The organism is Bradyrhizobium jicamae, from assembly GCF_001440395.1.
GTDB lineage: Bacteria > Pseudomonadota > Alphaproteobacteria > Rhizobiales > Xanthobacteraceae > Bradyrhizobium > Bradyrhizobium jicamae.
On record NZ_LLXZ01000009.1, the window covers coordinates 1 to 12274 of the forward strand.

At 59.6% G+C, this 12274-nt stretch carries 6 protein-coding genes and 1 pseudogene; 2 read left to right on the top strand and 5 right to left on the bottom strand.

Annotated features, from left to right (window positions below; all coding sequences use genetic code 11):
• Both CQ12_RS01780 and CQ12_RS01785 read right to left on the bottom strand, forming a co-directional pair.
• A pseudogene (locus tag CQ12_RS01780) lies at nt 1–416 on the bottom strand (hypothetical protein); the annotation flags it as partial.
• Nucleotides 417–565: 149 nt separating this feature from the next.
• Entirely contained in the window at nt 566–1336 is a 771-nt protein-coding gene (locus CQ12_RS01785) for an AfsR/SARP family transcriptional regulator (protein WP_057833655.1), read from the bottom strand.
• A 219-nt stretch (nt 1337–1555) separates the two neighbouring features.
• Between CQ12_RS01785 and CQ12_RS01790 the strand changes: the two genes are divergently transcribed.
• Nucleotides 1556–1897 (top strand): hypothetical protein, encoded by a 342-nt coding sequence (locus CQ12_RS01790; protein WP_057833656.1) that lies wholly within the window; start codon nt 1556–1558, stop codon nt 1895–1897.
• A gap of 1305 nt (nt 1898–3202) precedes the next feature.
• The gene (locus CQ12_RS01795; protein ID WP_057833657.1) at nt 3203–6607 is read left to right on the top strand and encodes an adenylate/guanylate cyclase domain-containing protein; all 3405 of its coding nucleotides are present in this window, start codon (nt 3203–3205) and stop codon (nt 6605–6607) included.
• Nucleotides 6608–6727: 120 nt separating this feature from the next.
• Here CQ12_RS01795 and CQ12_RS01800 read toward each other — a convergent pair whose 3' ends face one another.
• From CQ12_RS01800 to CQ12_RS01815, 3 genes are all read right to left on the bottom strand, one after another.
• Nucleotides 6728–7426: a VOC family protein gene (locus CQ12_RS01800; protein WP_057833658.1), complete on the bottom strand. Its 699-nt coding sequence runs from the start codon at nt 7424–7426 to the stop codon at nt 6728–6730.
• 793 nt (nt 7427–8219) lie between these two features.
• Complete coding sequence (locus tag CQ12_RS41400) at nt 8220–11165, bottom strand: polyprenyl synthetase family protein (RefSeq protein WP_063799658.1); 2946 nt, start codon at nt 11163–11165, stop codon at nt 8220–8222.
• Between the two features lie 617 nt (nt 11166–11782).
• The gene (locus CQ12_RS01815) at nt 11783–12205 is read right to left on the bottom strand and encodes a hypothetical protein (protein ID WP_057833660.1); all 423 of its coding nucleotides are present in this window, start codon (nt 12203–12205) and stop codon (nt 11783–11785) included.
• Nucleotides 12206–12274: the final 69 nt, after the last annotated feature.

The window sequence follows — 12274 nt, forward strand, 5'->3', positions numbered from 1 at the left end:
ACATTCACGCCGGTCTGCACACCCCGGCCGATCTTCTTCAGCACGCTCCAGAAGCTTTGCAGCTCCATGTCCGTCGGCGGCGCTGCCGCGGCAGGCTGGAAGCCGGGCTGGCCGGCGTTGAAAATGCCCAGTTGTTTGCCGATATCCAGGCCGGTCTGCGCACCCTGACCGATCTTCTTCAGTACGCTCCAGAAGCTCTGCAGCTCCATGTCCGTCGGTTGAGCCGTATCTGGACCGGCGGAGAATGGCAGGAACCCACCGCCTACCTTGCCCACGACACCACCGATATTTCTCCCGGTCTTGCCACCGATCAGGCCGCCGATAACTCTTCCGGCGGCGCCGCCGAGGATCGAGCCGAATATCCCTTGCGGATCCAACTGACTGTAGTCTTCAATTCCTTGCTGCGTTCCATTCATGAGTAAAGCCTCCAATATGTGGCCTCGCCCGCAAGCGACGCGCGCTTACAGTGCAGGACCGGGATCACTTCGCGTACGAAGGTAAGGCTGATGTTACGCGTGGGATCGTGATCCAAGTGTCATGCGCAGCGTGAAAGTAGCGTCAAAGTCTATGGGACCGGGCAAGTTGATTGAGGCGGGCGTGAATTGTCCGTGCGGAACATGCGCCGGATGTCGCGCTGCAATTGTTCGGTTTCCCCTTCCGGCACAGCGCGAACTTCCTTCCACAGCACGGTGCGGCAAAGATCGTACTGACGCAAAGCGTCCGCACGACGGCCCTGCTGCGCATAACAGCGCATCAAGATGCGATGCACGTCCTCCTGCAGTGGGTCGATCGCAAGAATGCGCAACGCCAGCGCGATCGCGATATCCATTCGCTCGCGCCCGCCGGCGTCCAAGAGGCCCACAACGGCTCGCATGGCCTGCGTTCTCAGTCGTTGGCGCTCGGCAGACAGCCAGGCTTCAAACGCACATGAGGTCGAGCTGATGCCATCGAGAAGTTCGCCGCGATAAAGCGCCGCCGCGCGCGCCATCCGTTCGGGGTCGCCGTCCTTCAGGAGCTGCTCGAATTCCCCGACATCGGTCTTGACGGCGTCCGGACAGATGCGGATGTCGCCGCGATCCGCCGAGATCACGTCGGCGTATTGCGGCAGCACATGACGCAATGTGAGCAGAGCCTGTCGAAGGCTGGCGCGCGCGCGATCTGCAAAGTGCCCGTCCCACAACAGCGCTGCGAGCTTGCTGCGTGAAATGCCGCGAGGAGAGCTGAGGGCTACATAGCCTAGAAGCGTCGCGGCCTTTCGACTCGGTATCGACACCGACTCGCCGGAGACCTGCATTACCTCGACGCCGCCGAACAGATTGATCTGCAGCAGAGGCATTGTCCTGACCCTCAGTTGAAAACTGGCTTGAAGCGTTCAGATACCGCGCAATGACTTATCAGCATGATCGTCCAGAATTGGGACGCCGCCACCTGTAAAAACGTCGGCAGCCAAGACCGAGATGCTCTGACAATCCTACAACCTTAGTTAGACAAGACAATGGACCACCTCATATCTTTTTAGTGATTGCAAGTTTGGTTTGATAGTGAACTGCTTCATATGCGTGAGGTTGCGTACGCAACGCTGTCTGATCGCATCGGCGGTCACGAGCGCATGAATCTCACCCTCAAGAAAAGAAGCGATACGTCTGCGCCGCTTCAACAGCCTGCAGCGCAGGATCGCTTCGACGTCTCGGTTGGTGAGTTCAATACAGTTCAATACAGAGACGCCGCACGAGACGCGCGACACGAAGTGTCCCACCGAATTCAACACGAACACCATGCCGCTGCGGCGGGGTGGATCGAACCCGCTTATCCGTTCCACAATCGCGACCAGTCGTCACAGCATGCGATTGCCTCCGTCGGCACCCAAGCAAAATATCAATCTCTTTACCCGTGCTGACCGGCCAAAGGCTTGGCATCACGGAAAGCGCCAGCACCGCTTGGCAGCTTTATGCACTTTGATGTCGGATACTTTGACCTGGGAGCACAGATCTGTAGCCGAGAACCTTGCAGCCCTCGACGAGCCGTTCGCACGAAGCTGTCACCCATGTCTTAGGTACGACCCGTTACCCATGTCTTCGGGCCGGACAGTCGGAAGTTGGCGGAGAGGGAGGCAAATTTAGTATATATCGCCCTTATTCACACAGGTTCACCGAAATTCGCTACACGCCTGCGCCAAAGGCGCAAGCTGTACAGGCGGCCTCATGGGCGTTCGCCCCTGTTCACGTGAAGTTTTTCCTCGAGTATGGGCCAGCGTATGGGCTACACGTTCCACGGAAGGTCGGGATCGGTTGCTGAGCATTCTCACGGCGAAGGACGCGATCAGCACGAGCAGCCTGGATATCCTACTGCTCAAGGTTACACAGAAGCGGCCGAATAGGAAAGGTGCTCAGGTCAGAGCTTTTCCACAGCGGTTGGTCCACAGATGATCCGCCGCTCATTTTCTGCCAGCCGCCGGCTGGGCGCCGGATGCCGTCAGTCGCACCAAACGATCTTCCCGATCGTAGTAGTGGATGGCGCGAATGAAGTCAGACAGCAAGTTTGATTGACGCCGCAAGTGCCGAATCCCCCGCCGTAAGGCAGAGTAGTCCCCAAAACGACCACCACACACGCCCCACGGATGACGAAAGCAATTACTGGCGCTGATGCAAATCGATGCCGGGTTTTGGTGCCAAGCGAACTATGGACATCATAGGACAAAAATCATGTCGCATGACGGCGCCCACTGCTCGATGAAATGGGTGATGAGGCCTTGCGCCCGACATGCGTCTTCGAGAATGCGCATTTGCCCGTGAAGAGCGGGCAAACATGTTCGCTGCTACGTCGGGTGTGGGCAGACGCAGCTGCGCTCTTCGATGCGGTGTTCATCTGCATCGACTGCGTGAAGCAAGGTCGTCGACTTCCAGAGAACGTCGGGTGCCCCGAACGGAAAATCAATTCTTCCGGGGTCCCGGGCAGGCGACCTTCGCCAACGCATCGATCAGCAATTCGCTGCTCCGAGGTCCCCGCGGGCACGGATTTCGGCCAACCGTCAGAATAGCGCCCCTCTATACCGATTGCTAGCGCACAGGGCAGGTATTCAGTACCGGATCTTTCAAAACGTATGATGTCCCGCCCTTGGTATCGCGATTCCGCGCCCATGGGGACGTGCTTTCGCGGTCTTTCTTGTGTAATCTCTTTCTGTGGTTGTGGAGCCAACACTTAGATGGGCGACGCACGGATGTCGGTGACCGCGGCGCAACAAATTGCGGACTGGCTCAAAAAGCTCGGCATGTCCGAGTACGCGCAAAGTTTCGCCGAGAACGACATTGATATGGCCGTTCTCCCCGACTTGACCGACCAACATCTCAAAGACCTTGGCGTTTCGCTCGGCCACCGGTTGAAAATGCTGCATGCGATCCACGATCTCAGCAACGTCTCGGCTGCCGTAACGGCACCTTCTGCACTCGTGGATATCGAGCCAACTCGGCGAGACGACGCCGAGCGTCGCCAACTGACGGTGATGTTCACCGACCTCGTTGGCTCGACGGCGCTCTCGACCACGCTCGACCCAGAGGATCTGCGTGCGGTAATCGGCGCGTATCATAAGTGCGTCGCGGAGACGGTCGCCCGGTTCGACGGCTTCGTGGCCAGGTACATGGGCGATGGGGTGCTCATCTATTTCGGCTATCCCCACGCCCATGAGGATGATGCCGAGCGTGCCGTCCGGGCGGGACTGGCGATCATCGAGGCGATCGGCAAGCTGGGTATCCAGGAGCCGCTCCGGGTGCGTATCGGCGTCGCGACGGGCTTGGTCGTGGTCGGCGATCTCGTTGGTGCCGGCGAGGCCCGGGAACGCGGGGTGGTGGGCGAGACGCCGAACCTGGCGGCTCGTCTGCAGGGGATCGCTGAGCCGAACACGGTTGTCATCGCCGAAGGCACTCGAAGGCTCCTCGGCAACCTCTTCGAGCTACAAGACCTCGGGCCGAAGAACCTCAAGGGTATTGCCACGCCAACGCGGGCCTGGGTGGCGTTGCGAGCGAGTTCCGTGGCGAGCCGCTTCGAGGCGCTACACGCAACTGGCCTAACTGCCCTCGTCGGGCGGGAGGAAGAACTCGAATTGCTCCTACGGCGTTGGGCCAGGGCAAAGACAGGTGAAGGCCAGGTGGTCCTGATCGCCGGTGAGGCTGGGATCGGCAAGTCGCGGCTCACGGCCGCACTTCTGGAACGCCTCGCCAGAGAGCCGCATACGCGTTTGCGCTATTTCTGCTCGCCGCAGCACACCAACAGCGCGCTATATCCGATCATCGGGCAGATGGAACGTGCCGCCAGGCTGGCGCACGACGATACACCGCAAGCGAGGCTCGACAAGCTTGATACCCTGCTCGCGCAGACCTCGACCTCGATCGGGGACGCCTCGCTCTTTGCCGAGATGCTGTCGCTTCCGAATGATGGACGCTATCCAGCCCTCGAATTTACCCCGCAGCAGCACAGGCAGAGAACATTCGAAGCGCTCGTCTCACAATTAGAAGCGCTTACACGGCAACGCCCAGTCTTGATAATCTTTGAGGATGCGCATTGGACCGATCCTACGAGCCTAGAAGTCTTCGACCAGGACGTGGCCAGGTTTCAGACCCTTCGCGCACTAATGATTGTGACATTCCGCCCGGAATTCGATCCGCCCTGGATCGGACAGCCGCATGTGACCGCCATGACGATCAATCGGCTGACGAAACGCCAAGTCGGCGCCATGATCGACGGCGTAGTCGGCAACAAGCTGCTGCCGGCGGGCATCAGGCAGGACATCGTCGAACGTACGGATGGCATCCCCCTTTTCGTGGAGGAGATGACGAAGGCAGTGCTGGAGGCGGAGGGCCAGGGCGCGGTCGAACGCACGATTGCCGTCGTTCCGTCCCCGGCCTTGGCAGTCCCCGCAAGTTTGCACGCTCCATTGATGGCGCGGCTCGACCGGCTCGGCCCCGCCAAAGAAGTGGCACAGATTGGCGCGGCGATCGGCCGGAAGTTTTCGCATGCTCTCCTGGCGGCGGTGGTGCGCATGCCAGAGGCGGAACTGGGATCAGCGTTAGACCGTCTCATACAGACTGGTTTGCTTTTCAGGTTGGGCTTGCCGCCGAATGCGACTTACCTATTCAAGCATGCCTTGGTGCGGGACGCGTCCTATGGCACGTTGCTGCGCGAGCCCCGCCGCGCGCTTCATGCACGCATTGCCGAAGCAGTCGAAAGCCAATTCGCCGCGACAGCCGAGAGCCGGCCGGAGTTGCTGGCACATCACTGCACTGAGGCCGGGCTGATCGAGAGGGCGGCGGCCTTATGGGGCAAGGCGGGACAGCGGTCGCTAGCGCGTTCAGCGCTAGTAGAGGCGACGGTTCAGCTAAACCGCGCTCTTTCACAGATTGCGACGCTGCCGGGCACACCAGCGCTGCGTGGCGACCAGATCAAACTGGAGGTCGCGCTTGTGAATGCTTTGATGCACACCAAGGGCCACGCGGCCCCTGAGACTATCGCATCTCTCGATCGAGCCCGCGCCTTCATCGAGCAAGCGGAGTCACTCGGAGAGCCCCCTGAAGACCCGTTGCTCCTGTTTTCAGTCCTCTATGGGTTCTGGGTCACGAACTATATAAAGTTCAAAAGCGACGCTCTCCTCGACCTTGCGACAGAGTGCTTGGCACTTGCCGAGAAGCAGGGAACAATGGTTCCGCTCATGCTTGGGCATCGTATTATGGGTACGTCTCTAATGTGTACGGGCGTCCTTGCGGAAAGTCTGGCACATTACGATCAGGCGATCGCGATCTACGAACCCGCCGAGCATCGTGCGCTGGCGGCTCGATTTGGCCAGGACATTAGGGTCGCAGCCCTATCCTATCGGTCCTGGGCTCTGTGGCTTCTTGGCTTCCCCGAGGCTGCACGCAGAGACGCTGAACAGGCGCTCAAGGAAGCGCGCGAGATCGGCCAAGCAGCCACGTTGATGTATGCCCTGTTCCATACATCCTTTACCCATATCTGCTGCGGAAACTATGCGGCAGCAAGCGCCGAAGCTAATGAACTTGTCCCCCTTGCAGAAAAAAGAGGTTCATTGTTTTGGGGGGCGCTCGGAATGGTGGTCCAAGGTTGCGTCTTGGCACTCACTGGGAAGGCCTCAGACGCGGTCCATGTGATCGACTCGGGTATCATCGCACGTCGGTCAACGGCGGCAACAGCGCTAGTGCCATTCTGCCTGTCGTATCTGGCGGGCGCTCATGCTGACCTCGACCACTTCGATGATGCACGGGACTGCATTCGCGAAGCGATGACCCAGGTAGAAGCAACCAAGGAAAGTTGGTTTGAGGCCGAGATCAAGCGCATGGCAGGCGAAATCGAGCTATTGTCGCCCAACCCACACGCAACGAAAGCGGAAGAATATTTCGAACATGCGCTGGCGGTCGCTCGTCAGCAGCAGGCAAAGTCCTGGGAACTGCGTGCGGCTGTGAGCATGGCGCGACTGTGGTACGATCAGGGCAAACGACAGCAGGCCCACGATCTTCTCGCCCCGGTCTACGGTTGGTTCACCGAGGGCTTCGACACGCTGGACTTGAAGGAGGCCAAATCGCTGCTGGAGCAGCTCCAGGCATGAGCGAGATCCGCAAATGGAATCGGCGGCGGCCAATATGCCAATACCTTCGAGGCCAATGCACCGCCGTCAAAGCCGAGCATGCCGCCACATACCATGCGTCGCGCCGCTACGAAAAATACGTCACCGGAATCGCATAGTGCGCAGCAAGCGCGAACCGATTGCTGCCTTTGCGACAGGCCCCATCAGGTGACGAACGGGCCTGGCCTTGCCGTCCCAAGTGGCCGCTGCTTGCGTAACTTTTGCGAACATCTCGCGGATACGGGGCTGGAACTCGATCAGTTCTACGATCTCGCAACCCCCGGCGATGGAATTGCGCACTGCATTTGCTTTTTCAGGCGCCACCTCTCCAAGCCGAATTCGTTCCATCGGAGAACCGGCGCGAGCAGGCAGGGAAAAATAGGCGAAGCGGGCGCCCGAAAAAGACAGCATCTGCTGGATCGTCGCGCCAGATGCCTTGGCCTCCGCGACGGACCGCTGGTAATCGTGCGGCTCGACGCAAAAACCGCAGTGCTGAAAACCGCTCCTTCCGGCCGCAAGGAAGGCGCGCCAGCTTGACGGCTCATCGTCGAGCGGCTGAATAAGCTCCAGCTGCACCCCGCCGACCTGACAGAATCCGAACATGATCAGCGGGCGTGAGGGCCTCTCCAGATACTTGTTATCAGTGACCACCACCGGACCGATCGTGAGCCAGGGCCCGATACCCTGGTCAATCCAGCCCTTGATGGCTTGCTCAAGATCGGGCACCACATAGCCTAGCTGATCAGCGCTTTTCTCAAGCAGCGGGATGTCCGCATCGATTGGCTTGCTGAGGCGCTCCATACGATTCTCCGGTGCTGCCGAATGTTGTCGCGCAGACGTTTCGCGACACCCTACTATAACCCTGGAAAGTTGCAGTAGGACGGCTGTGCTGCGGTCGCGCGCATCGTGGCCCGGGGAAAATTCTGGTTCTTAGGAAACAAGGTCAATCACCATGCGGTTTTACTGCCGAACGAGCAGGCACTTCAGAGTGGTCGTATTCTGGTAACGCTTGATCTATAATGCCGTGGGCATACGATAGGTGAACCTCGACTTGCAGCAGTCGGGGCCAGTTAGTCGCAGTCTGTGGCCGCTATTTGGGAGCAGCATCCCATGCAGCAATATTGCGCGTTCCGCATAGATAGTCTGGGCAAAGTCATTGGAACGACCAAATTGTCTTGCGCTGACGACACCGAGGCAAAAAGAAGAACAGAAGCATTGAGGGACGGCGACGAAATCCAGCTCTGGCAGTGCGATCGGTTGGTCGCGGTATTTAAGACCCGCGCAAGTCACTAGTCTGGAGGTCGCTGATACGGTGCCACTTTCGATAGTTCAGCCCGCTGCGAGGGCGGCGTGGAGATTTGAACAAGATCCGATCTAAAGCGGGTAACGGTGAAACTCACTGTCCAATCCAAGGCCATCACCTTCCCGACCGACGCCAAGCTGGTCCATGCGACGATCAAGGGGCTTAATGGGCTTCTTGACGAACGACTAAAATGGCGCACACGCGCAGACGCAGCTTTCCTGGCGGGACTCAATCAAGGGATCTAAGAGCAATCGAGTTACGATGTCCCCATCCATTCCAACCTGACCCCGATTACGCGTCGCGCTGGGTCAGGAAGTCTATGCAAGTGCGCAGCCATTCGAGGTCTGGACCTGCAGGTACACCGGCGAACGCCGAGTTGTGGAATTCGCGCGCTGCAGCCTCTGCAAATTCGGCTGCCGCTCGCTGCGCCCACGGGATGCTCCCGCCGTCCGCGATGATCTGATGTAGCCTCAGCACTTCGCGCGGCAAACGTCGCTCGCGGGGCCGCGCCAGAAAGGTGCTAATCCACGCACGGTCAGTGGGATTCGCCCGGCCGAGGGCGTGCGCAAGCAGAAGCGTCCGTTTGCCTTCCCAGAGATCTCCATCGATCTCCTTGCCGTAACGCCCAATGTCGCCAACCAGGTTAAGAACATCGTCGGTGATCTGGAAAGCCAGTCCAAGCAGATAGCCAAACCGATCAAACCTACCAAGATTCTGGTCCTCGCCGTTGGCAACGAGTGCACCAATCCGCATGGGGTGAATAAAGCTGTACCAGGCTGTTTTCTTGAGCACGAGCCGCAGATAATCGTCTGTCGTGACTGTGAGATCATTGTCTCGCACCCATCCTAGTTCGTTGGCCTGCCCCTCCAAGGTCTCGACGACCATGTGATCGACTTCGTCGAAGATGCGCAGTGCCGTCACCGGTCCGAGCCGCTCGCCGGTCTTGCGGAAAAGGCGCATAGCGAGTGCGTTCATGGAATCGCCGGTGTTCACGGCAATTGGAATCCCGGCGCGGCGATGCATCGTCGCAACGCCACGCCGCCAGTCGCTACCGTCTTCAATATCGTCATGCACGAGAAATGCATTGTGCAGCATTTCCAGGCCGGCGGCGGCAGGAAACGCATCCTCCGCGCGGCCGCCCAGCGCTCTCGCGGTCGCGATGCAGAGGGCAGGACGAAGGCCCTTGCCTGACCGGCCCATGAAATCCGTCACGAGGCCATACAGGTGGCGCTGCGGTTCCCACGTCGGTACACCTTCTGTGAGCATATCGGCCAGCATGTCGCGATACCACACCAGGCGGTCCAGGAAGCCAGCCGGGCCTACGATCTCGCCGGCCAATGGCACAGTGTCCGCGACCTTGATCAACGCATCCTGCAGGGTGGGTACATCAACCAAGCGGCGCGCCATCGTCGCAGGGTCGACCGTAGCAAGCGCGCCGACATCATCCGCGGCAGCACTGTGCGGGTCGAGCGTGTCGGCGACGGCATGAGTGAACGGCGATACCTGCTCGAGCAGGAAGCTTGCCTGCTCCAGGAGCGGCGACGCACCGCGTAAGGCGTGAGCAGCTACCTGCGCGAGTGTAGCGTCCCACGGCAGGCCGGCCTGGTATCGCGCAGCATCGTGCAGCCGCCATGGCACGAGGATTTCAGGTTCGTGCAGCGGCCACAACTCACAGCGGCTTCCGTCGAATTTCACTGCGTCAAGCAGCCCATTCACTGCGCGCCGAGCTGCCTCATTGGCTGCCTCCATCGTCGCGAGGTCGGTATGCGTGCGAACGTAGTCCGACGCCAGGAAAAGGTTTGGAATGGCGGTGGTCGCTTCGGGACGCAGAGCCCAGGTTTCGACGTGATTCACCAGCAGCGGCTCGGAATTCCGTAGCCAGCCCGGGCGTTCGGGATCGTTCTCAATGTTCGCGCTGAGGAACCACGAATGCAAATCCTCATCGCGCAGCACCTTATCACCGGCATCATTGAGCGAGCGCTTCAGTTGATTCCATGTCTCGCGCACCACTTCTTCACGCGAGCACTGCATGGCTGGGCGTCCGTCCGATCCCGGCGCCGTCCAATCGGAAAGATCGACCGAGAGGATGCCGTGCACATCGCTGTCTCGGAACAGCTCAGACGGCACATCACGCCAGAACTGAAGCTGCGAGATGCTCGTGAGCGCCCATTCGGTGTCGATGTGAATCACGTGCCCGTGCGCCGACGGCACCGCGCGGTGCAGATAGAACTGCACGCCGTTCATCCACTCCAGGTTCGGAGCCAGCGCGCGCAGGTTGGCGAGCGTCGGGTCGGCTGCCGCCAGGCGGTCGCTCACCAGCGGGGCGATGTCCTCGAGCGGGAGCGCCGCCACGTAGTGGTCACCATGCACCACGATGCGCTGACCCTGCTGGCGAGCGACGACGCCGGTGATCCGTCCGTTCTCGTAAAGGATCTCCTCGACTAGCGCGTTCTTGACGTACCGCACCCCTCTCGACTCGAGATACGCAAGCCACGGATCGATCCAGACGAGATTCGTTGGCCCATCGAGCACGCGATCAGTCGATCCCGCGATCGGGTTCAGGATCGTCAGCACCAGCTGCACAAAGATGTCACCGATAGTGCGCGCACTGGCCTTGCGCGCTTTGGACGCCACCAGCGAGCGCGTAATGCCGGTGGCGAGGAACTTCTGGTATGACGCCGACCGCTGCTCGGCGTCGACGAACTCCCACCAGCTCGTGCGTTCGTATTCTGCGAGCCGGCGCTGGTGGCACGACGTGAGTATCTGCCAGACGCGCGCGCCGAAGAATGCCAGATCGTCGGGAGTGAGGCCAGTGGAGTGTTCGAACAACAACAGGATGTCCCGCAACATGGTGCCGGCATCGCGGGGCGAGAGCGGAAAGCCCGCCGGTACGACGAACGGGGGCTCGTCGTATTGCGTGAACTCCAGTCGCGTGGTCGGCACCAGGTGATCTGCCACCTTGCTCCCGTCAAACGACGGTATGCGGCGCATGGTCTCGACTACGTGCTTGTAGAAACCTGGGAAGAATCGAAACCCATGCTCGCCGGGCACCCGATGCTGGATCGGCGCCCCGGCGCCATCGGGGACCTGATGTCCGCTGAAGTCCTCGCCCTCGTGCATGACGGGAATGCTGCGGGCCTTGCCTCCCGCAATATCGCCGCTCTCGAGCACCACAACATCAAGGCCGCGCTCGATCAACTCGTGCGCGGCACTCATGCCGGCGACACCGCCGCCCAAGACGATAACCTTAGTAGGCATGCTTCACCGAGCCATGACCACCTAGCCCGACTTTTAGCCGATTTTGGAGGCGTCACCGAGCACGCGGGACGCGATACATCGGATCATTCTCGACGATCTCACGAGCACTTTCAAGCATGAGCTTCATTCGCCCCAAATTGCTAAACGTACGCCAGCGGCCATCTGTATTTGACTAGTAGAAAAGCTCGAAGCGATCCGTATCCGGAATTGGGCGTAGCCGTGCGATCGGATCTGAAGTGCGGCGGTCAACTATCACATAAGCGCCGCTTCGCTGCGATTTTCGTGCCTTTTCCAGGTTTCGCTGTGCCGATCTGGCCCGCACCTTTGGCCATGACAAGTCGCATCGATCAGGCGTGCTTCCCGGCACACCTCTCTCGCGAAGCGTGTTGACAATGTCCGTCAAAACCTACGCGCAGAATCTCGTTGCGGCATCACGCTGGAAACAGCCGATGCACAGTTTTGTAGTTCGGACAGATTTGCGCTTGGGAATTTTGAAATAGATTCTGGTCATTTTGTCGCCTTTTGCTTTTGATGGCCGCGACGGCGTCGACGAATCCCTCCTTGATTACGCCTTCGGCGAGTTTGCCGATTGGCCTTCACCGTTTCTTGGCTGCGGCTTCCTCGGCCTCGATCTTCTCAAGCTGAGCCTTTGCCAGGTCCGCGTAGAACCCCTCGGGATGCCGTTTCAAAAACGCGTTGAGCGCGGACTTGGTACCGATCTTCAGCGTGAGCTCAAGGTCGGCCTGCGGATTGGTCGGAGGGGCAGCGGGTTTGGGGTCTGGCACAAGCTGAGGGAATTCTTTTGCTTTCTGATCATATATGAGCTCAGCCAGGGTCTTCCCCTCCTCGTCCATAAAGGCAATGAAAAATGGACCGTCACCGACGTCGGTCGGCACTTCCACAGTTATTCTGTTATTTTTCGGGTTCACGACGATTGGCTCCCCCCCGAAGATCCTCACTTTTTTGATTTGTCCAATTATCTCAGGTCTCAAACCTTCAAGGTTGATTTCGATTGGCATTTGTATTTGCTCCTAGCTTTGTAGCGAGGTGAAGTAGCGACCATCATGCGGGTGAGCTTGGCCCCGAGA